The following is a 20,641-nucleotide window of genomic DNA, read 5'->3' on the forward strand; positions in this document are numbered from 1 at the left end:
CCGTGTTATCAGAAACGTGGGTTTAGTAAAATTAAACAATCTAATTCAAAGTAAGGGAAACTAATGCATGATTGACTATCCTGCCGCTCTTGCTGTCAAGATGGTTGTACAAACCGGCAGTTTTGAACAGGCTGCCAAAGCTCTGCATGTTACACCCTCTGCAATCTCTCAGCGTGTGAAAATCATAGAGGAACGTCTCGGCGTGTCTTTGATCGAGAGAGGAAGCCCGTGCGTGGCAACAGAGAAAGGTGAATGGCTTTGCCGGCATCTGGAGCATGTCAGCATGCTTGAAAGCGAGCTGGCCAAGCATTTGCCAAATCTGGCTGAGATGCAAAACTCAGCGATGCAACGAATTACCATCAACATAGCTGTAAATGCAGACAGTATAGGCACATGGTTCCTAAAGGCTATGGCTCCTTTTGTGCAGGATACAGGCTATTTACTGAGCATTGCGATTGATGATGAAGACTATACGGCTGAATGGCTTGAGCGCGGCCGGGTACTTGCGGCAGTTACATCACTTTCAAAGCCAATAAAGGGCTGCCGTGTTTCGCAGCTGGGAGCATTGCGCTATCAGGCAACGGCCACCCCCGCCTTTATTGAGAAGCATTTTACCAATGGTATTGCAGAAGGAATTGCTAAAGCACCGGCACTCTCATTCAATCAGAAAGACCGGCTGCAACAGGAATGGATTAACCGGACAATGGGGCGTACTATTAATATACCCACGCATCGGATACCTTCAACACAAGGTTTTATCGATGCCTGTTTAGCCGGAATGGGCTGGGGTATGAATCCGGTTCATATCGTGCATGAACACATCAAATCTGGTTATCTGGTTGAACTGGTTCCTGACAGTGCTTTGGAAATTCCTCTGTTCTGGCAGGTCAACCATCTGGCAGCGAATGAACTGACCAATCTCACCCATCAGGTTACACAGGTTGCAAAGCAATTTTTGATCCAGCCGTGAATTTGCTTTCAAAACATGCCCGTTTTGAGTACAACCTGCTATATCCTTCCAACAAAAAGCACACCTTACGTCGGGCAGTGCTTCCTGTACCGGTTATGACTGTTCTTATTAATCAACCGCATCCATCCATCGACAAAGCGTCAATCCAGATTTTGGTTGCCAGATTTTACGGCCGTGCCCGTGAAGATGCATTAATTGGCCCGATCTTCGCAGATGCAGTGCATGATTGGGATCATCACATCACGCAGATTTCAGAATTCTGGTCGGCGGTCATTCTCAAAACCGGTGGCTATGAAGGTCGCCCGATGCCGCCTCACCTGAAGCTCAATTTAAAAAGCGAGCATTTTGACCGCTGGCTCAGCTTGTTTGAGCAAACTGCACGGGAAATTTTTCCTGAGGAAGCCGCCATTATCTTTATTGATCGGGCGCGCCGCATTGCCGACAGTTTTGAAATGGCGATTGCCGCCCATGCCGGAAAAATAATTGCACCGCGTCATTCCCGCCGGATTGTTTAACTATTCACTAAAGCAGACATTCTACACAATTCTGACTGACTTCGGATATTGAATCCGCACAATCATTTCTTTGCTTGAAGACATAGATCGCCACCTGCCGGAAGCTCAGAAAACAGTTTAACATCAGCATCATAGCGATAGGCTATGATATGTGTCGTACAGTTATCCTCATACCGTGCGCAGGTTTGCATCGATACACAGAGACGGTCACCGGCACCCCAGACTTTAGCGGGTGGCCTGTCATAAATCCCCTCATAAATAGTCTGCGACTGCACCTCACCATCAGTCCAGTTCAGCATAATTTCCGAACGGGAATGGTCATAACCGATACTGCTATAGCCGATCTTATATTCAACAGTAGCAGGATTGGACATAAATGCAGTGCCTGAAGCTATATTTTCCCAGTCTGCAACATCTTCGGCATAGGCAGAAACCGGGGTAAAAATAGCAACAACACAAAGCAGGTAGACAGCCCTTCTTGCAGACAAAAAATGAGCAACATCCTCTGCGAAGAACCGGCTGAAAATCATTTTACCCCAACTATCCTCTTCATGCATATCCCGACACCTAGAACGGTTTACGTCCAGATTGGATCATTGCGCTCGTTCTAGATTCTTTATTTGCTCGCATTATCACGGGCGTCAAGTTGATCCAACTTGCTGTGAAATGCTCTAGAACGGCATGCCTTCGCTTACCGGTCTTAACTGATTACCTGCCTGTAGAACAAAACTTTCACAGCGAACAAAACTACAGAAAATTATAGCTGGGCAACACGCCCTTTGACTTGCCATTCTCCACGGACAGGAGATTGATATGGCAGGGTTCTGGATATGTATTTTTGTGATACTCGCCATAAACGGGGCAATCGCACTTTATTATGCTGGTGGCAGACGCGACAACTAATTGGTCAGCCGGACCGTTGCAGTTCCACATGCTATCGCCTCTTGCTTTACTCCGGAAGCCGCGTTTTATTCTCCTCGGGTTTTAATATTTAAATCGGAGGGCAGAATGCGGCAGATTTATTTTCTATTGATGATTATAGGCGCAGTATTCCCTTTATATTTTTTCTGTTTGTTCCTGATCGAAAACAGGTTCAACTCAGCTTTATTTTTTGAGCATTTATTTGCAAACAATATCTCACGCTTCTTCGCAGCAGATGTCGCTATATCCGCACTGGTACTGATTATCTTTATCATTCATCAGAGCCGGAAACTTAAAATGCCTTCCGGATATTATGCTCTGATCGGCTTAGCTGCGGGCGTATCCTTCGCGCTGCCATTATTCTTATATCTGCGGGAAGGTCATATTGAGAAAATGAGCATCCGCGCGGAACTGTAAGAGCTTCTGCCACAACCACTTCTTTGGAACATTCTGCAGATCACCACGTTTTCCTCTTCATCACCACAAAGATGCGAGGAAGCGAATGGAAGCGTTTCAGGCAGCAATCACAACCACGTTCAGCGCCGATAATTTCAATGTCTGGCCGCATGTTATCGCCCTTGCTGCGGCCTATATATTGGCTTTGCCCATAGGCTGGCACCGGGAAAGAGAGGAAAGAAGCGCAGGCCTTCGAACTTTCCCCTTAGTTGCCGTAGCCAGCTGCGGCTTTGTTCAAGCGGCTGAAAGCATCACTGCAGACAATCCGGAAGCGCTTGCCCGTATTATAGAAGGTGTCATCACCGGCATGGGATTTATCGGCGGCGGTGCAATTTTACGCCTCAGCACTTCAGTCAAAGGGACAGCAACAGCCGCAAGTCTTTGGGCCACCGGTGCTGTCGGCATCGCATGTGCGATGGGCACATTTGATGTCGCAATCATCATTGTGGTTTTCGCATTACTGACCCTGTGGATGTTCTCCAACGGAAAATCTCAGACAGATGATCCCGATACCTCCGCGCCTGAAACAACGACCAACAAAAAAGGCAGCCAATAAATAGCTGCCTTCCCATCTCGTAAGATCAAACCGTCAGTACCGAAAGATCACGGGCATTCCTGATCCCGGACAAAACGGGCTTTAACAAAACCGCGCAATGTACCGTCTTCATAGGAATAGCTGACCGGACACCAGCGCTGCCCCCACGGAATTGTCTTCGGTGTGCATTCCCCCTTCAGAGCCAGAACACCATAATTATTGGCAGGAATTGAAATCACAATTCTGCTTTTTGCAGAGGGTCTCGCACGAACATTCAGCGCATCACCGGCATCAACATTCACAACGCGAAGACAACCCGGCCCTGTTGTTGCATGTGCCGAAACCGGAAAGACTGCCAGTGCCAAAGCGATAATTATAGGTTTTGAAAACATACCGGACTTCCTGTCGTAAATTACAGTTGCACAATAACATTCAAAACTGTACCGGGCATGAACATAGCCTCAGTAATACCAAATTATTTGATTTGTTTACTTTTTCGACACATGAAAGTTATACGCCCCTTTATCAATATTCATAAATATGACTGAGGTAAAATGTTAGGGCGTATTCTGAACGGTGTTGAACGCACATATCTGATCCGTGCCTGGTTAATTGGTGCTTGTTTCTTCGCTTTAATGGTCACGGTAGCTTTGCAGGCAAAAAACGGCGCACAGTTCGCCCCGCTTTTCTATTTTGCAATTTGCACGCTTATGTTCCCGTTTTCAAAACTCGTCTGGGATGAGCTGAAAAATCTCGTCATGGGACAGAATATATTCCTGATGAATGCGCTGATCCTGATGATGCTGAAAGTATTCATCAATGCGCTGCTATGGGCTTTCGCACCATTTATCGCCATCATTGGTATCGGATATATTTGGTATCGCACCAAATCGAATGATTGAGAGCACTCAAAATCATCAGCAAAAAGGCAGCCTGAAGGCTGCCTTTTTCATTTTATCAGCGCTTTAAACAACCATCAGCCTTTGGACATATCCAGCGGCGGCTCAACGCCTTCGCTCAGTGGGCTGATATAAGGTGTGCGGGTGGTCTGCGCCGCCAATGCTGCCTTGGCATCTGCCATCAGCACCGGATCACTCAGCACGGCAAGACCGGTTGCGGCCATTGCTTTTGCCACATGCACCATAGCTTTATGTGCTGCCGGTGATTTACCCTGCGCCACCACCTGCCATGTGTGAAAAGGCGTACCAATAGCCACTGTCGGCGCATGAACCTGCACAGTCGGCACCACCCAGCTGACATCGCCAATATCAGTCGAGCCGATCTGCGGCTTATGTGGCTGATCAAGCGGCACCAGAAACTCGGCCAGTGGTGCATCGGTCTCCGGCATACCAATCACATTATAAACGGAAGAGATTTCTTCCGATGAAAGCGTTGCGCGGATTTTGCGGGCATAATCACGATCCTGATCGTCAAATTCCGGTGCGCCCAGCTCCTGCATGGTGCTATACAGTGCCTGTTCCAGCGGCTTGTTGCCCAGCGTATTGGAAACCGCGCTGACGATCTTCATCTCCATACGGGTTTCGGTCATCATCGCAGAACCTTGCGCAATCTTATTCACGCGGTTGACCAATGAAAGCATAGTCTGCAAATCCATCGCACGGATAGAATAACGCACGCGTGCATGGGCTTGCACCACATTCGGCGCAATGCCGCCGGTATCCAGCAGCGCATAATGGATACGCGCATCAGACGGCATATGCTCGCGCATGTAATTGACACCGACATTCATCAGTTCCACAGCATCGAGTGCACTGCGTCCAAGATGCGGCGCAGCAGCCGCATGAGAGGCACGTCCGGTAAAGATGAAATCCGCACGGGTATTGGCCAGTGACAAAGCCGGAGCCACTTCCCAGAAGCTGTAAGGATGCCAAGAAATCGCAATATCTGCATCGTCAAAAGCACCGGCACGCACCATGAAAGCCTTGGCCGCACCGCCCTCTTCCGCAGGGCAGCCATAATAGCGCACACGCCCCGGAATTTTATGCTCAGCGAGATAGTTTTTGAGTGCAACTGCCGCAAGCAATGCGCCAGCGCCCAGCAGATTATGGCCGCAGCCATGGCCATGACCACCCGCTTCAATCGGCTGATGCTCAGACGCACCGGCTTCCTGACTGAGACCCGGCAGCGCATCATATTCGCCCATAAAAGCAATAACCGGCCCGCCTTCGCCGGCCTCGCCGATCACAGAGGTCGGAATACCGGCAATGCCCTCGGTCACACGGAAACCATGATGCAGCAGCTCGGCCTTATGTTCAGCCATAGAGCGCTCTTCGGTATAGCAAACCTCCGGCATTCCCCAGACGCGGTCGCTCATTTCGATGAGGCGCTGCTTTTCGTCCTCAACCTTCTGCCACAAGTCCTGACGGTCATTCATGCTCATTGGATCATTCCTGCATAAAATTAGAGATTGGTTGCTTCTTCAAAGACCAGTTCGGATGCAGGCGGGATACGCCCCTCAAACCAGTAAGCCGCGGCTGCACGCGACATAGCCGCACCATCATGACCAACGCCGGCCACATCAATCAGCTTCCAGTTGAACGGCATGCCTAAGCGCTGCGCCTGTTTCTGCGCAAAATCATAGACGAAATATGCGCGTTTATAGCGGGAAGGTCCCTGCGCGAATGCTTCCGGCTGATCCGGCAAATTGGGATCAGCCTCATCAATATCCTGATCACCGGCGAAGATATGCATCGGATAGGCAAACCAACGGGCAAGCTGTGTCTCGTCGAGACCAATACCGCCCATGCCCTCCGGAAATTTACGTGTCAGATCAGGCAAAGTGTACCAGCCCGGATTGGCCGCAACAACGTCAGAGAAAATACCGTGATCCTGCGTGGCAAGCAGACGGTGCGAGAACTGACCGCCAGCCGAATGGCCATATAAACGCGCCTGTTTCTGCGTGGTCACACCTCCGGCCTGAAGGGCTGCAAGAACACGCGCAGGCACACCATAAAGCCAGCCCTGCTTTTCACGCACAAGCCCTGCACTTTCATCGAGGATCAGCCCGTTATTATAGCTTTCCGCCATCGGGAACTGAGCATCAGGGAATGTCGGCGCAACAATCAGCAAGCGGTGTTTTTCAGCTGCCGGAATCCAGAAATCACGATATTCATCGCCATTGCGCAGCATACCATGCTGCACGATAATCACCGGATCTTCAGGACGATAGCTTTCAGGGCGGTAGAAGTTTACTTCCAGCGGTCTGTCCGGATGATACTGATCAACAAACGGCAGCGTGCTGCGTCCGGTTTCTGGACGAAGAATGGTGGTAGTCATTATGTCTCCGGATTATGCAAATGACAGGCAGCGCTCTGGTCGGCTGTCACATCTTTTAGTTCGGGGCGGCGCTCGCGGCATACCGGCATGGCATGGGCGCAACGCGGATGAAACGGACAGCCGGAAGGCGGATTAAGCGGTGATGGCAGATCACCGGTCAGCGGCTGGAAATCGCGTTTGCGACGGCTGATCGACGGGCTGGCATTAATCAGTGCCGCGCTATAGGGATGCGCAGGCTTGCTGAAAATTGCAGATGCGGAACCAATCTCGACAATGCGGCCGAGATACATGATGGCAATCCGGTCGCTGATATGCCGGACAACACCAAGATCATGGCTGACAAACAGATAGGTCAGCCCGTAGCGGGCACGCAAATCCATAAACAGATTGATCACCTGCGCCTGAATAGACACGTCAAGTGCGGATACCGGCTCATCACAAACCAGAAAATCAGGTTTCACTGACAAAGCGCGGGCAATGCCGATACGCTGACGCTGGCCACCGGAAAACTGGTGCGGATAGCGGTCACGATAGGCGAGATCCAGCCCCACCTCTTCAAGCGCTTTGTTAACCGCACCGGCAATCTCGGCTTTCGGCATCAGGCGATGCACCTTCAGAGCCTCGCCGACAATTTGATTGACCTTCATGCGCGGATCAAGTGAGGCGTAAGGATCCTGAAAAATCATCTGTACTTTCAAAAGAAAGTCGAGCTTTTCACGGCCTTTGAGTTTTTCAACGGCGCGACCGTCATAAAGCACATTGCCTGCGGTCGGCTGATAAATACCTGTAGCCATACGGGACAGAGTGGACTTCCCGCAGCCGGATTCCCCGACAAGTCCCAACACTTCGCCGCGTTTGATACTGAGATCAACACCATCTACCGCACGCAAAACCCGCGCCGGTGCAGCCTGCCCTGTCAGGCGCAGAATGCGGTCAGCCATTGTGGATTTGGAGTGAAAATGCTTTTTCACCCCGCGCATTTCAAAAAATGCATCACTCATGGTCTTGCCTCCTGAGAAAATGCCTCACGGACAGGCAGCGATACCGGATTGTGACAACGGAAAACCCGCCCGTCGATCACCTGCTGTTCGGGATTAACTTCTGTACAAACCGGTTTGGCGCGCTCACAGCGGGTGCGGAACGGACAGCCGCTTGGCCGGTCATCAATGCGCGGTGCATTGCCGTCGATCTGATGCAGGCGTTCCCCGGGTTTTACCATGCCGGAAGACGAGTTCAGCAGACCTTGCGTATAAGGATGCAACGGTCTGTCCAGCACATCATCGACCGCACCGGTTTCAACAATCTGCCCCGCATACATCACCGCCACACGATCAGCGAGTTCTGCCACCACAGCCAGATCATGAGTAATCCACAACACGGCCGTGCCGGTTTCCCGTGCCAGCTTCTGCACTTCATAGAGGATCTGGCTTTGAATGGTCACATCCAGAGCCGTGGTCGGCTCATCGGCAATAATCAGATCGGGATTGTTGAGCAAAGCGGTGGCAATTGCCACGCGCTGGCGCATACCACCAGAGAACTCATGCGGATATTGTTTCAGCCGTACTTCCGGTGAGGAAATACCGACCCGACCCAGTGCGTCCGCAGCTTCTTTCATCGCCTGCGCTTTACCACAGGAACGATGTTCAAGGATCGCCTCACACATCTGCTCGCCGATGGTCAGCACCGGATTGAGCGTGGAGAGCGGGTCCTGAAAGATCATCGCAATGCGGTCGCCGCGTAAATTACGCAGACGTTCATCGGATGCTTCACGCAGATTTTCGCCATTGAACAGGATTTCGCCTTCAACAATTTCCCCCGGCGGATCAATCAGTTGCACCAGAGAAAAACCGGTGACAGATTTACCGGAACCGGATTCTCCGACGAGGCACAGCACTTCGCCACGCGCAATGCTCAGATCAATGCCGTCAACTGCCGACCATGCGCCACCCAGCAGGTGAAATACGGTTCTTAAGCCCTTTACTTCAAGCAAAGCTGTCATCACACGCCTCTCACATTAAAGCTGCGACGCAGGCGGTCACCAACAAAATTGAGCGAGATAATCAGCAGAACCAGTGCAATCCCCGGAAACACGGCAATCCAGTATTCGCCCGACAACAGATAATCAAATCCATTGGCAATCAGAAGGCCGAGCGAAGGCTGCGTCACCGGCACACCAACACCGAGAAACGACAAGGTGGCTTCCAATGTGATGGCACTGGCAATACTGATGGTGGAGATTACCAGCACCGAGCCGATAGAGTTCGGCAGCAAATGCCGGAGCATAATATAATGGGTCGGCAGACCGAAATTGACAGCCGCTTCAATATATTCTTTACGGCGTTCAACCAGAGCAGAGGCACGCATCAGGCGGGCATATTGCGCCCATTGCACCAAAATAATCGCGAGGATCACTTTATCAACACCGCGCCCGACCGAGGCTAGCAGCACCAGTGCCACCAGCATTGACGGAAAGCCGAGCATAAAATCCACCACACGCATGATAATCGCATCGGCAACACCACCAAGTTGTGCGGCCAGCAATCCGGCACTCACACCGATGGTCATGGCACCAAGTGTCGACAGCAGACCGACCAGCAGGCTGGTACGCAAACCATAGAGGATGGCGCTGACCATATCGCGGCCTTGCGCATCCGTGCCCAGCCAATAGACGGAACCGGTCATACTTGCGGAACCCGGTGCAAGGCGGTTATCCATCACACTGAGGGAAGCCAGATCATAAGGGTCTTGCGGGGCGATAAAAGGTGCCAGCACCGCCAGCAGAACCAGCAGCCCGAGCAGAATACCCGCACCGCGTGTTGTCGGCCTGTTGCGGATGCTGCGCAGCACTTTCTGGCGCAGCGGTGTATTGGCATAATCCGGAATAATCGGCTTATTCATACCATATCTCCGGACAGTTTAACCCGCGGGTCGAGAACCGCATAGAGCACATCGACCATGAAATTCACGGCGACGAACAGCAGCGTGGCCAGCAGCACATAGGCAACCACCACAGGGCGGTCGAGCTGGTAGATACTGTCAATCAGCAGCTTGCCCATGCCGGGCCACGAGAACACGGTTTCGGTAATGGTTGAGAAAGCAACGAGACTGCCGAATTCAATGCCGACAACAGTCACAACCGGTATCAGAATATTGCGCAGCACATGACGGTTGACGATGCGCTTGCGGCGTACACCTTTGGCGCGGGCGAATTTCACATAATCCTGTGTCATCGCTTCCGTAGTGCCGGCGGCCACAAGACGGATCATCAGCGCCATATTCGGAATAGCCAGATTAAGCGCAGGCAGGATCAGATGCCGCAGACCATTGGTGGTAAACAGACTGGTCTGAATGCCCAGCACAGAGACCGTTTCGCCCCGCCCTGCGGTCGGCAGCAAGCCAAGTGCCACGCTGAACAGCAGTACCAGCATCATACCTTTCCAGAAACTCGGTAGCGAGAAACCGATGACTGTTCCCGCCATGATGAAACGCGACGGGCGGCTGTCCGGATTGAGACCAGCCAACAGTCCGAGCGGAATACCGACAACGGCGGCAACTGTCATCGACAGCAGCACCAGTTCAAATGTTGCAGGCAGGCGGGCAAGAATAAGCGAGACCACCGGCACGCCGTGAACGAAAGATGTGCCGAGGTCGCCTTTCAGGGCATTGCCCAGAAATGTGAAATATTGCTGCCATACCGGCAGATCGAGCCCCAGCCGTTTGATCAGAGCCAGCCGTTCGGCAGCACTGACCTGCGGTGGGACAAGAAGTTCAATCGGATCACCAATGCCATATACGGCAAAGAAAACAGCGACCGACACGGCAAGCAGCACCAAGGCGCTCTGGATAAGTCGCTGCAAAATATAAGCTGTCATGACATGCTTCTCGGACTATCATTCTGTCAGGATGGCCGAAGCATGACGCAGTGAAATGAGCTGATTTAACTGCGCCATGCGGCCACGAAAGAATCCGGAGCGGTCTCAATATTCCAGCCGGAATGTAAACCGCTCTGGCTTAGCCTTCAGTTACTTGGCCGGCTTGGCAGACATAGCCATCGTGAACTGGTCTGAACGACCGGTATAAGTGACATTGGCCTTATGCGCCCAGATACCGCTTTCGAAATGCAGCGGAATGAAAGCATAGTCTTTCATCACTTCGGTCTGCGCCTGCTGAAGCAGTTCCGAACGCTTGTCATTGTCCATTGTTGCAACAGCTTCATAGATCAGCTTGTCAAAAGCAGGGTTGGAATAGCCGCCATAATTGGAGCCGCCCAAAGTGCCTTCTTCATTCGGCTTTGCAGGCCACTGGCGCAGGAAGGATGAAGCCTCACCACTGGTGGAACCCCAGCCGCCGATTGCCACACTCAGCTCTTTCTTGGAACGGCGCGGGAAATAAATGGCGCGGGTCATCGCATCCACATCCGATTTAATGCCGATCTGCGTCAGATATTGTGCCACAGCCTGCGTGATCTGGCTGTCATTAATATAGCGGTCATTGGTGGTGGAAAGTGTCAGCTGGAAACCGTCCGGATATCCGGCTTCAGCCAGCAGTTTCTTGGCTTCCGCAGGATCATAACGCAGTTCCGGCGGGTTTGGCAGCGTACCGAACATGCCCGTAGGCAGGAACTGATAGGCAGGTTCCGCCGCACCGTCCATCAGACGGGAAACAATAGCATTACGGTCAATCGCCAGCGACATAGCCTGACGGACACGCACATCTTTCAGCGGGTTTTTGCCGTCAGCAGCTTTGACATAAGGGCTTTCATCACGCGCCACATCAAGCTGGTAATAAATCACACGTGTTGAAGGTGTGATCGTATAACCGAAACGCTTGTCATCCTTGATGCGGGACAGATCGCGGGCAGCGGGATTTTCAATAATATCATAGTCACCGGCGAGAAGACCGGCGAGACGCGGACCGGCATTCGGAACCGGCAGGAAGCGTACAGCTTCCCATGGCTCGGCCTCGCCCCAATATTTATCGTTGCGTTCCAGCTCGATAGCAGAACCGCGCACATAGCTTTTCAGCTTGTAAGGGCCGGTGCCGATTGCAAGTTTGCCATCATTGAAATCACCGACCACCGGCCATGCACCGGTCACACCGCAATTCTGCTCCGGTGCGAAACTGATCTTGTCGTGTTTGACGATTGACGAGCTCAGAATACCCACAGTACCGATAAAGGACGGAAGCAGCGGCTCAGGCGCTTTGGTCTTAATCACCAGTGTCTGCGCATCAGGTACTTCAACAGACTCAAAATTCGCGGTAATGTCCGCAAAGGAACCGGCAATCGCTGTTTCGTTTTTCAGCGTGCGGCAGAAAGTAAAGATCACATCATCGGCAGTAAAAGGTGAACCATCAGAGAAAGTCACGCCTTCCCGCAGTTTGAATGTCCAGGTATTCTTGCCGTCATTCTCCCATGAACTTGCAAGAGACGGATGTACATTCTGCTTTTCATCCTGACGGGTCAGTCCGTCAAATATATGGACTGCCAAAGCATTATTCGGTGTCAGATCATGATAATGCGGATCAATTGCAGTCGGTTCTGATCCGAGCGCAATGCGCAGTGTTTCAGCCGATGCCGCACCGCTCATCAAAGCAGAGCTCAGCAGAGTTGTTCCCAGCAGACTCGCCACGAGCATTTTTTTATACATAAAAGTCTCCGTTCCCCAACGAATGTCATTTTTGATATGATTGTCATTATATTTGACATGGTTATTTTCAAAAATAGAGTATATGAAAATTTTATGCCGTCAACACCGGAAACCATCATGTCGCAAACTTTGAATCCCAAGTCCGATTTTGCCAACCGCATGTCTGCGGCATATCCTTCTTTCAGCAAATCCTATCGCCGGATTGCCGATTTTGTTCTGGCAAAACCGCTGGATGTCGTTGCAATGTCTATTGAAGGGCTGGCTCATGCCAGTGGCAGCTCGACCGCCACAATCACCCGTTTCGTGCGTGCGGCAGGCTATAGCGGCTATGGTGAGTTTCGTGAGAAAATTGTCTCGGATTTTCAGTTTTCACCGTCAGAAAACAGATTAAACAGCGCTGAAAACGCCCAATCCGGCCAGCAAAGTGCCTATTTGCATACTGTTCTGGCCGATTGTTCCGACAATATCAAAGACACGATTGCCAATATTGATACGCCTTCATCGGAGGCATTTATTGAAGCCATTATTAATGCCAGACGCATCATCATTCTTGGTACCGGCGCCAGCCATTATGCAGCGACATTGTTGGAAGAAGGACTGGCTCTCTATACGGAGAAAAACGTATCCAATATTCTGTCGCGCGGCGCATCCCAATATTCCAACAATTTTGTGCGCTCGGTGGATGAAGGTGATGTGGTTATCGCTATTTCCATGCCGCGTTATTCCAACAATACCGTGCAGCTTTCCAAAGCTGCCAAGCAAAAAGGCGCAGTGATTCTGGCAATCACCGACAGCCCGACATCACCGCTCGTTCAGGTTGCTGATACGATCTTTTTCGCACCGGCACGAAACCGTTTGCTGCCGAACTCTCCGGCAGCAATCTTTGCGCTGGCAGATGCCATCGTGACAGCGGTCGCGGCACGCCGCCCCGACATTGTCGCCTCCACAATCGGAAGCCCGCCGGAAGATCTGTTTTTATAAATAAAACAACATCATCCGGCAGATTATTGAATCAAAATCAGATCTTTACCCGTTCGGATTTCGGATCATAAGGGCTGCGTAAATGTATCTGCGCGCGATAGCGCTGACCGGCAACATCAACCTCAAAATCCCCCTGCTCCAGCCAGTCTTTACTAGCGCTCTCCGCATGACTGACCAGCCCCAGTGCAACAGCACAGCCCAATGTATGACCATGAGCGGCAGAGCGGATTTCTCCGGCAGGCACGCCATTGCGCAGGATCAGTTCCCCGCCCCACAAAACGGCATCTGCATCATCAAGTGTCAGTTGCACAATGCGCCGCTTCAGAATATTATCCGCCTTGAATTTCACCAGCGCATCCCGCCCGATAAAACCACCGGCCTTATCCATCGCCACGGTAAATCCTAGTCCGGCCTCATAGGGATTAATATCCGGCGTCAGTTCGCGGCTCCATGCACGATAACCTTTCTCAAGACGCAGGGCTTCCAGCGCATAATATCCCGCATCACGCAGGCCGAATTCCTGCCCCGCTTCCTGCAGCGTTTCATAAACACCAACAGCAAATTCAACAGGCACAATCAGCTCCCAGCCAAGCTCCCCCACATAAGTCATGCGGTTGGCAAAAGCGGTTGCATAACCCACGCCGATTTCACGCACCTGACCAAACGGAAATACTGCATTGCTGAAATCCGTATCGCTCAGTTTTTGCAATAGGCTGCGCGACTGCGGCCCCATCAGTGCCAGCACTGCATAGGCGGAGGAAACATCGGTGACCGTTACATAATCTTCGTCGTTGATATGCCGGTTAATCCAGTCCGCATCATGCACTGCCTGCGCGGAGCCGGTAATAATCAGAAACTTCTCAGCGCCAAGCCGCAGCACAGTCAGATCTGTTTCATAACCGCCGCGCTCATTGAGCATGCCCGTATAAACCGACGACCCCACCGGCACATCAATATCAGCGACACAGAGATGGTTGAGAACCCGACAGGCATCACGCCCCTGTATCAGCAGCTTGGCGAAGGAACTCTGATCAAAGAGAGCAACACGCTCGCGCACAGCCTGCATTTCACGCCCGACATTCTCATGCCAGTTCTGCCGCCCGAAACTATAGACCGTCTCCGGCTTCTGCCCCTTATCCGCAAACCAGTTCGCGCGTTCCCAACCCATTTTCGAACCGAAACAAGCTCCCTTCGCCTCCAGAAGATGATAAAGCGGCGACCGGCGGAACGGCCGTGCCGTATCAAGCTCACGGTTCGGCCAGGGCATGGCATAATGCAGACCAAGTGTTTCTTTAACGCGGTCATGTAACCAGCGCTGATTATTGTTGAAACCGGCAAAGCGACGAATATCCACCGGCCATAAATCCATCGTCGGCGCACCATTGATAATCCATTCCGCGAGCGCACGTCCTGCACCGCCGGCACTGGCAATACCCATAGAGTTAAAGCCCGCACCGACAAAGAAATTCTTCAGTTCCGGTGCCTCACCGAGAATAAAATTATTATCGGGAGTGAAGCTTTCCGGCCCGTTATAAAACTTCTTCACTTCTGCTTCCGCCAGTTGCGGCACGCGGATCAGAGCGTTTTCCATCAACGGCTCAAACTGATCCCAGTCATCTTCCAGCAAAGCAAATTCAAACTTATCGGGGATACCCTGCATACCCCATGGTTTGGCCTGCGGCTCAAAACCGCCCATGACCAGACCACCAACCTCTTCCTTGAAATAAATATAACCGTCCGGATCACGCATAACCGGTAAATCCGGATGCACGCCTTCAATCTTGCCGGTGACGATATACATATGCTCGGCAGAATGCAGCGGAACCGTTACGCCGCACATCTGTCCGACTTTACGCGCCCATTGCCCCGCGCAATTGACCACGATTTCTGCAGTAATATTCCCGCGATCCGTTTCAACACCGCAAGCACGGCCATTTTTCACGGTAATACCGGTCACCTGAACCCGTTCCAATATTCTGGCACCGCGCATTCGTGCGCCGCGCGCCAAAGATTGTGTCAGATCACTGGGATTGGCCTTGCCGTCATCCGGCAGCCAGACAGCCCCCTGTAAGTCATCCGTGGCCATAACCGGCCAGAGATCGCCTGCCTCACGGGCTGAAATCACCTCGACATTAACACCCTGCGCACGGGCAGAGGCAGCGGTGCGCTGCAAAACAGTCATGCGATCTTTGCTGCGGGCAACAGACAGGGAGCCGCATTTCTTCCATCCGGTCGCTAAGCCGGTCTCTGCCTCAAGTTCGCTGTAAAGCTGTGTGGAATAGCGGATCAGGCCGGTCATATTGGCATGGCTGCGCAACTGCCCCACCAGTCCTGCCGCATGCCATGTTGTGCCGCAACTCAGACTGCCCTGCTCCAGCAACACAACATCTGTCCATCCAGCCTTGGTCAGATGATAGGCAACGGAACAGCCGATAATGCCCCCGCCAATAATCACCACCCGCGCTTGAGACGGAAAGCTGTCTGCTTTGTCTTTATGATCTGCATTATGCTCTGTCATGACCTCACTCCCTCCGGTTGAGATCACTATAAAAATAAAGCAACAAAAAACAACATTAAATGCAACAAAAAATCACATTTATGAAATATGTAAACGGAGACCCTTCTCAGCCAGTGCTGCCACAAACTGCGGCTCCGGTCTGTGATCTGTAATAATACCTGCGGCTTGCTCATAATGTGCAACACGAAGCGGCGTCATGCGCCCGAACTTCTCCGCACTGGCCAGAAACCATGCTTCACCAGCAACAACGGCAAGCCGTGAGCGCAATTCCGCACCATTACGGGTAAAGTCCGTAATCTCGCCCTCGGCAGTAATGCCGCCCGTGCCAAGAAATGCCAGATCAAACCGGAAATGCTCCAGCGCCTGCAGCACATCAATACCGCCGCTGGCCTCTTCCTCAGGGCTGATCTCACCGCCTAAAATATGCACGCGTATGGTCGGCACATGGCAAAGCTGCAATGCAATTCGCAAACTTGTGGTGCAGATTGTCAGATTTTCCGGTGCTTTATCCTGTTGTGTTAAAGCCTGTGCAAGAGCCAAAGTCGTTGTGCCGGAGTCCAGAAAAACTACCATGCCGGAACGGATCAGAGCACAGGCGGCTTGACCTATCGCGGCTTTGCCTCCGCTATTTTCCTGACTACGCAACCCGAAGGCCGGCTCATGAAGCTGGATTTTTGTTGCCCCGCCATGAACCAGCGCCAGCAATCCCCGCTGTGCCAGCAGTTTCAGGTCACGGCGGATTGTCTCCCGTGAGACATCAAAAAACGCAGCAACCTCACTGATCCCCGCCACGCCATCTTCATTCAGCCTGCGCAGAATTTCATCATGACGCTGCGATGCCAGAATCCGTTGCCCTGACAGGTTTTGAGGATCAGATTGCGATGAGGTTTCTGTCATAGACAACTCCAGATACAGAAATGTTGCATCTTGTGACTTTTAGCAAGAACCAGCCACGCAATGCAACATGATCTAAATCTTCAGATAGCCTTCGGCAACCTTAACCGCACTGCCGCCGATACGCGCACCGGTTAGCTTCTTCGCAGCCACATCCAGCTCCAGCCGGATGCGCGATGGTCTGCCCATCTGAATACCCTGCTCGATCCATAGCTGCGTAAGCCCGTCTACAGGCTGGTCAAATTCGTTGATAGCACCGGCAAAGGCGGCAACCGCAGAGCCGGTGGCCGGATCTTCATAAACATGCTTGCCGGATGTGAACATCCGCGCATGATAATTGCTCTCAAAAAGCCGTGTCTCGCGGGTATAGATGTAGAAAGGTATCGCACGACCTTCGAAGGCCTGCATATGATCTTCCACAAAAACCGGATCGACCACAACTTTGGCAGCGGCAATCATATTCTTCACCGGCACCAGCACAAACGGCTTACCGCCGCTCCACACCGAAGGCACGTGATTTTCAAAGCCGATTTCATGTGTATTGAGGCGCAAGGCAGCGGCGGCCTGCTCTTTCTCTACGGTGATATTCACGCGCTCAGGCAGGCGTGGCAGGTCAAACTCGGCGAAAGCCGCCGACGGTCCTTCCGTGTCGCCGGAGCCTGCGCAATGAACCGCAACACGTACCGGCCCGACTTTTTCCTCAAGTGTCATAATCAGGTCGGTCTGAGGTTTCTGCCCGTTACAATTTTTATAGGCCAGCGCAACCGCCGTACCCACAGTCGGATGACCGGCAAAATTCAACTCATAATCCGGCGTAAAAATCCGTATCGAAGCTGTGTGCAGCGGATTGACTGCGGGAGCAACAAACACGGTCTCCGAGAGATTGAACTCGCGGGCAATGGCCAGCATCGTGGCATCATCAAGCCCTTCAGAATCATGAACAATAGCAAGCGGATTACCGTTTAGAGCTTTCTCTGTGAAAACATCATAGATCTCGTAGAAACGCCCCTGTACAGCCATGCCGTTCATATTCCCTGCCCTTTAAGATGATCCATGTCCGCCCCGCTCCGGAACTTTCGAAAGTACCGTATCTGATTCAACACATTTGCATTGCCGGTTAAAACATTCAAATGATTCATGAAGTGCATAATATGCAATTCAAATCTCAGCCGCCCGCATCATATGCCGTTACTATTGCGCAAAATACCAGTCGGTGAAAGTACGAATATAATCGGGACTGCGTTCATCCAATATGCCGCCCTGCCCGATCATCAGCACCCGCGATAATTCCGGTTGCCTTTGCGCTGCGATAAATTCCTCCGCCTGCCTCTGCAATTCATTCGCCGTGCGGTCGAAATAATAACAACGGAACAGCGCCAGACTGCGATCACACATAACCAGACTATAGCCGCCGGTGCGCACCGCATGGTTCAGATCAATTCCGGTTTCCTCCAGCACTTCACGTCTGGCATTTCCGTCAAGATCAACCACACCGTCAACAATATCCTGATCGTCATTGGAGCCCGCCGGAAAATAAATCCGGCCGCCGACAGCGTTGTGTGAGGCCATTTGTCCGAGCAATAGCTGATTATCTGAGGAGACGATGACACCGCTGCCGAAAATATGAAACGGCTTGTCCGTACTTTTGTCTTTGCGCCAGTAAAGCAGACTGCGAAAACTGGTACGCTGATAGGGCGCACGCAAAATACCGTCTGCTAAAACGGCCTCTGCCGCCAGATAAATTTCTCCGTCATAGAGTGTCGGATTGCTTGCTACTTCCTGCTGCCAGTTTTCATCAATAGCCTTCTGATTCCGGACAACATAATCAGGAACACCGTCAACAACCTGTATCCTGACGTCACGGACAGGATAAACCCTGTTCTGATCTCTGCTTTGCATTCGTCTGCTCCGTTAGACTGAGCCTGTCCTTAAAGCTCAAGTGTGACGGCAACAGGACAATGATCACTTGCTTTTGGTCTGTCCCAGCCTATACGCGGGAAACGCGCCACATCCTGCCCTTCAGGAAATAAGGTGCGGTAAGGCTGCCCATTGCGGATAATTTCCGGCACAGCCTGTGCATTGCGCTGCGCCAGAGCCGGTGATGCCCAGATATAATCCAGCTGGCACAGGTGGCGCTCCTGCGGGCCACGTGTGTGATACAATGTCCAGCGATCGAGCTCCGGCCGCCGCTCTACCAGATTGACCGCAAAACCGTCATTCAGAAACACATTCAGGCAATTATCCGGCTCCTGAACCGGCGTAAAATCATAGCCGCCCCACTGGTCGCCGCTTATCGCGAGCTTCTCGTAATAATCATTGAAATCACCGCAGATCACCCATGAAGCATCCGCAGCACCGTCACGGCCAAATTTTTTCTCGATAATCATACGAACCGCCTGTGCCTCGGCCAGCCGTACCGGCAGCGTTGTCAGCTTCGGATCCTGACCATAGCGCACACCGCCCATGGATTTGAAATGCGTAACAAAGACCGTCAGCGGCTTGCCGCCGATGCGCAGATCCAGCATCAGACAATCGCGTTTAAACACCCGCTCATGGGCTTCAATCCCCACGGAGGACAGTACAGGATCATAAATACCAAGATCCTGATAGGTCAGATGCGCATTGCTCTCCAGCTTCACCAGCTCAATCGTGTGGCCGCTGCGCGTTACGTCACGCATCATCACGCTGACATCAATACCGCGGCTGTCATTGCCGTCGATCAGATATTTATGTTTGTAGCCCTGCCCCACCATCTTGAACAAATAGCCATATTCAAAAGCGTTCAGCGCAGCGAGATCATCAACCTCCTGCAGGCAGAGAATATCCGCCCGTGTCTGCGCAATCGACAGAGCAGATAATTGCCGCGTATCATCCGTATGCGCCACCATCCGCGCCTGTTCGAGCTGACGGTATTGTGTTTCATTATCAATGGCAAAGAGCTGCAATGAGCGATCCTGCCGCAACTCATTGCGATAACCGGTAAAATCAAACCGGCGCATCAGGTTTTCAATATTGAATGTCGCTAAGGTGAATAATACCGGCCCTTCTGGCTGAACATTATCCATAACCGGTGTTGATTGCGCAGAAACCGTCTCAGACATTAAGCTACTCATCATTGCGTTCACATCAGGCTTACAGGATAAACCGGCGCTCCAGAGCAGTTTACGACCGGATTGGATCACAGCGCTCGCTCTATTTCCTGTTTACGTATGCCGTTATCGGAAAACCGATGCCCGCTCTTCCGCAGCATGCGATAACTCAACCTAAACACCATATGTTGAATTGCAATCAGTGATATTGCCTGCAACTGATTTTCTTCAGAAAGCCTGCCTCTTAAATTGGCAGCATTTTTATACTATATTAGCCTTAAGCTATATAAATTCACGAACGGATATCCCTATGTCCAGATTCATTCTGAAAACCGCATTCACAGTGGGCATTGCCCTGCTCTCCGGTGCATCGGCCTATTCAGGCGGCAACCAGATCAGCGGCGGCATTCCCTCTCTGAACCCGACCGGCCTTCTGATTGTCGGCGGCATTACCGGCGGCAACCGCGCAGACCCTGCCAGCCGGAACTGTTACGGCTCCACACTCTGCAAAGAAAGCGGTGCCTATTATACGGAAGACGGCGTGCTGCATTATAAAAACGGCGATCCGCTGGTACAGCGTGGTGCTACAAAACGCATCGGCTCGGCAAAATCAGCCAATGCGGGCGATAATATCAATCATATGCAGTGGTGCAGCAATCAGTACCGCTCATATCGGGCGTCCGATAATACATATCAGCCTTTTGCCGGCAGCCGCACCACCTGCAATTCGCCGTTCTGAAATTGACTTCTCAAATAATTATGCCCCTTCAGCCATTGATCGCGGAAGGGGCATAAATGATTTACAGCAGGCGCTGAA

Annotated in this window: 21 protein-coding genes; 7 read left to right on the plus strand and 14 right to left on the minus strand. The window is 51.9% G+C overall.

Annotated elements, in window-relative coordinates:
- Positions 1–67 precede the first annotated feature (67 nt).
- Positions 68–970 carry a LysR family transcriptional regulator ArgP gene (locus KHQ09_RS11760; protein ID WP_213598377.1) on the plus strand — a complete coding sequence of 301 codons (903 nt, stop codon included), beginning with the start codon at positions 68–70 and terminating at the stop codon, positions 968–970.
- 95 nt (positions 971–1,065) lie between these two features.
- Complete coding sequence (locus KHQ09_RS11765) at positions 1,066–1,485, plus strand: group III truncated hemoglobin (protein WP_213598379.1); 420 nt, start codon at positions 1,066–1,068, stop codon at positions 1,483–1,485.
- Positions 1,486–1,547: 62 nt separating this feature from the next.
- Here the strand turns inward: KHQ09_RS11765 and KHQ09_RS11770 are convergent, their stop codons facing one another.
- Complete coding sequence (locus KHQ09_RS11770; protein ID WP_213598381.1) at positions 1,548–2,042, minus strand: hypothetical protein; 495 nt, start codon at positions 2,040–2,042, stop codon at positions 1,548–1,550.
- 346 nt (positions 2,043–2,388) lie between these two features.
- Between KHQ09_RS11770 and KHQ09_RS11775 the strand changes: the two genes are divergently transcribed.
- Together KHQ09_RS11775 and KHQ09_RS11780 are read left to right on the plus strand one after the other, a co-directional pair.
- Complete coding sequence (locus KHQ09_RS11775) at positions 2,389–2,823, plus strand: DUF2834 domain-containing protein (RefSeq protein WP_213598383.1); 435 nt, start codon at positions 2,389–2,391, stop codon at positions 2,821–2,823.
- An 85-nt stretch (positions 2,824–2,908) separates the two neighbouring features.
- Entirely contained in the window at positions 2,909–3,418 is a 510-nt protein-coding gene (locus KHQ09_RS11780; protein WP_213598385.1) for an MgtC/SapB family protein, read from the plus strand.
- A gap of 47 nt (positions 3,419–3,465) precedes the next feature.
- Here the strand turns inward: KHQ09_RS11780 and KHQ09_RS11785 are convergent, their stop codons facing one another.
- Positions 3,466–3,789, minus strand: a complete 324-nt coding sequence (locus KHQ09_RS11785) for an SH3 domain-containing protein (protein ID WP_213598387.1) — start codon at positions 3,787–3,789, stop codon at positions 3,466–3,468.
- Positions 3,790–3,951: 162 nt separating this feature from the next.
- On the opposite strand from KHQ09_RS11785, the gene KHQ09_RS11790 reads away from it, so the two are divergent.
- Positions 3,952–4,299: a hypothetical protein gene (locus tag KHQ09_RS11790; protein ID WP_213598389.1), complete on the plus strand. Its 348-nt coding sequence runs from the start codon at positions 3,952–3,954 to the stop codon at positions 4,297–4,299.
- Between the two features lie 74 nt (positions 4,300–4,373).
- Here KHQ09_RS11790 and KHQ09_RS11795 read toward each other — a convergent pair whose 3' ends face one another.
- From KHQ09_RS11795 to KHQ09_RS11825, 7 genes are all read right to left on the minus strand, one after another.
- A complete protein-coding gene (locus KHQ09_RS11795; protein WP_213599966.1) occupies positions 4,374–5,792 on the minus strand; it encodes a M20 family metallopeptidase in 1,419 nt (472 codons plus the stop codon).
- Between the two features lie 26 nt (positions 5,793–5,818).
- Positions 5,819–6,694, minus strand: coding sequence for an alpha/beta hydrolase (locus KHQ09_RS11800; protein ID WP_213598391.1), 876 nt, complete (start codon positions 6,692–6,694; stop codon positions 5,819–5,821).
- A complete protein-coding gene (locus KHQ09_RS11805; protein ID WP_213598393.1) occupies positions 6,694–7,695 on the minus strand; it encodes an ABC transporter ATP-binding protein in 1,002 nt (333 codons plus the stop codon). Before KHQ09_RS11805 ends, KHQ09_RS11800 begins: the two co-directional genes overlap by 1 nt.
- On the minus strand, positions 7,692–8,693 hold the full coding sequence (locus tag KHQ09_RS11810) for an ABC transporter ATP-binding protein (RefSeq protein ID WP_213598395.1): 1,002 nt from the start codon (positions 8,691–8,693) through the stop codon (positions 7,692–7,694). The genes KHQ09_RS11805 and KHQ09_RS11810 overlap by 4 nt, the downstream gene beginning before the upstream one ends.
- Positions 8,693–9,592, minus strand: coding sequence for an ABC transporter permease (locus tag KHQ09_RS11815; protein ID WP_213598397.1), 900 nt, complete (start codon positions 9,590–9,592; stop codon positions 8,693–8,695). Before KHQ09_RS11815 ends, KHQ09_RS11810 begins: the two co-directional genes overlap by 1 nt.
- The gene (locus tag KHQ09_RS11820; protein ID WP_213598399.1) at positions 9,589–10,566 is read right to left on the minus strand and encodes an ABC transporter permease; all 978 of its coding nucleotides are present in this window, start codon (positions 10,564–10,566) and stop codon (positions 9,589–9,591) included. The genes KHQ09_RS11815 and KHQ09_RS11820 overlap by 4 nt, the downstream gene beginning before the upstream one ends.
- A gap of 150 nt (positions 10,567–10,716) precedes the next feature.
- On the minus strand, positions 10,717–12,342 hold the full coding sequence (locus KHQ09_RS11825; RefSeq protein WP_213630840.1) for an ABC transporter substrate-binding protein: 1,626 nt from the start codon (positions 12,340–12,342) through the stop codon (positions 10,717–10,719).
- Between the two features lie 117 nt (positions 12,343–12,459).
- Here KHQ09_RS11825 and KHQ09_RS11830 point away from each other — a divergent pair, with 117 nt between their 5' ends.
- On the plus strand, positions 12,460–13,323 hold the full coding sequence (locus KHQ09_RS11830) for a MurR/RpiR family transcriptional regulator (RefSeq protein WP_213598403.1): 864 nt from the start codon (positions 12,460–12,462) through the stop codon (positions 13,321–13,323).
- 37 nt (positions 13,324–13,360) lie between these two features.
- Here the strand turns inward: KHQ09_RS11830 and KHQ09_RS11835 are convergent, their stop codons facing one another.
- The 5 genes from KHQ09_RS11835 to KHQ09_RS11855 form a co-directional block, all read right to left on the minus strand.
- Positions 13,361–15,841 (minus strand): GcvT family protein, encoded by a 2,481-nt coding sequence (locus KHQ09_RS11835; RefSeq protein WP_213598405.1) that lies wholly within the window; start codon positions 15,839–15,841, stop codon positions 13,361–13,363.
- Positions 15,842–15,919: 78 nt separating this feature from the next.
- On the minus strand, positions 15,920–16,738 hold the full coding sequence (locus KHQ09_RS11840; protein WP_213598407.1) for a DeoR/GlpR family DNA-binding transcription regulator: 819 nt from the start codon (positions 16,736–16,738) through the stop codon (positions 15,920–15,922).
- Between the two features lie 72 nt (positions 16,739–16,810).
- A complete protein-coding gene (locus KHQ09_RS11845; protein ID WP_213598409.1) occupies positions 16,811–17,764 on the minus strand; it encodes a PhzF family phenazine biosynthesis protein in 954 nt (317 codons plus the stop codon).
- Between the two features lie 162 nt (positions 17,765–17,926).
- The gene (locus tag KHQ09_RS11850; RefSeq protein ID WP_213598411.1) at positions 17,927–18,634 is read right to left on the minus strand and encodes an NUDIX hydrolase; all 708 of its coding nucleotides are present in this window, start codon (positions 18,632–18,634) and stop codon (positions 17,927–17,929) included.
- Positions 18,635–18,663: 29 nt separating this feature from the next.
- The gene (locus KHQ09_RS11855) at positions 18,664–19,800 is read right to left on the minus strand and encodes an endonuclease/exonuclease/phosphatase family protein (RefSeq protein ID WP_445482790.1); all 1,137 of its coding nucleotides are present in this window, start codon (positions 19,798–19,800) and stop codon (positions 18,664–18,666) included.
- 334 nt (positions 19,801–20,134) lie between these two features.
- Here KHQ09_RS11855 and KHQ09_RS11860 point away from each other — a divergent pair, with 334 nt between their 5' ends.
- Positions 20,135–20,563, plus strand: a complete 429-nt coding sequence (locus tag KHQ09_RS11860) for a BA14K family protein (protein WP_213598414.1) — start codon at positions 20,135–20,137, stop codon at positions 20,561–20,563.
- Positions 20,564–20,641: the final 78 nt, after the last annotated feature.

This window comes from Pseudochrobactrum algeriensis (assembly GCF_018436245.1).
In the GTDB taxonomy this organism is placed as follows: Bacteria; Pseudomonadota; Alphaproteobacteria; order Rhizobiales; family Rhizobiaceae; genus Pseudochrobactrum; species Pseudochrobactrum saccharolyticum.

Coding starts and splice junctions, on each gene's coding strand:
- KHQ09_RS11760 (WP_213598377.1), top strand. CDS start 68: ATGATTGACTATCCTGCCGCTCTTGCTGTCAAGATGGTTGTACAAACC.
- KHQ09_RS11765 (WP_213598379.1), top strand. CDS start 1,066: ATGACTGTTCTTATTAATCAACCGCATCCATCCATCGACAAAGCGTCA.
- KHQ09_RS11770 (WP_213598381.1), bottom strand. CDS start 2,042: ATGCATGAAGAGGATAGTTGGGGTAAAATGATTTTCAGCCGGTTCTTC.
- KHQ09_RS11780 (WP_213598385.1), top strand. CDS start 2,909: ATGGAAGCGTTTCAGGCAGCAATCACAACCACGTTCAGCGCCGATAAT.
- KHQ09_RS11785 (WP_213598387.1), bottom strand. CDS start 3,789: ATGTTTTCAAAACCTATAATTATCGCTTTGGCACTGGCAGTCTTTCCG.
- KHQ09_RS11790 (WP_213598389.1), top strand. CDS start 3,952: ATGTTAGGGCGTATTCTGAACGGTGTTGAACGCACATATCTGATCCGT.
- KHQ09_RS11795 (WP_213599966.1), bottom strand. CDS start 5,792: ATGAATGACCGTCAGGACTTGTGGCAGAAGGTTGAGGACGAAAAGCAG.
- KHQ09_RS11800 (WP_213598391.1), bottom strand. CDS start 6,694: ATGACTACCACCATTCTTCGTCCAGAAACCGGACGCAGCACGCTGCCG.
- KHQ09_RS11805 (WP_213598393.1), bottom strand. CDS start 7,695: ATGAGTGATGCATTTTTTGAAATGCGCGGGGTGAAAAAGCATTTTCAC.
- KHQ09_RS11810 (WP_213598395.1), bottom strand. CDS start 8,693: ATGACAGCTTTGCTTGAAGTAAAGGGCTTAAGAACCGTATTTCACCTG.
- KHQ09_RS11815 (WP_213598397.1), bottom strand. CDS start 9,592: ATGAATAAGCCGATTATTCCGGATTATGCCAATACACCGCTGCGCCAG.
- KHQ09_RS11820 (WP_213598399.1), bottom strand. CDS start 10,566: ATGACAGCTTATATTTTGCAGCGACTTATCCAGAGCGCCTTGGTGCTG.
- KHQ09_RS11825 (WP_213630840.1), bottom strand. CDS start 12,342: ATGTATAAAAAAATGCTCGTGGCGAGTCTGCTGGGAACAACTCTGCTG.
- KHQ09_RS11830 (WP_213598403.1), top strand. CDS start 12,460: ATGTCGCAAACTTTGAATCCCAAGTCCGATTTTGCCAACCGCATGTCT.
- KHQ09_RS11835 (WP_213598405.1), bottom strand. CDS start 15,841: ATGACAGAGCATAATGCAGATCATAAAGACAAAGCAGACAGCTTTCCG.
- KHQ09_RS11840 (WP_213598407.1), bottom strand. CDS start 16,738: ATGACAGAAACCTCATCGCAATCTGATCCTCAAAACCTGTCAGGGCAA.
- KHQ09_RS11845 (WP_213598409.1), bottom strand. CDS start 17,764: ATGAACGGCATGGCTGTACAGGGGCGTTTCTACGAGATCTATGATGTT.
- KHQ09_RS11850 (WP_213598411.1), bottom strand. CDS start 18,634: ATGCAAAGCAGAGATCAGAACAGGGTTTATCCTGTCCGTGACGTCAGG.
- KHQ09_RS11855 (WP_445482790.1), bottom strand. CDS start 19,800: ATGGATAATGTTCAGCCAGAAGGGCCGGTATTATTCACCTTAGCGACA.
- KHQ09_RS11860 (WP_213598414.1), top strand. CDS start 20,135: ATGTCCAGATTCATTCTGAAAACCGCATTCACAGTGGGCATTGCCCTG.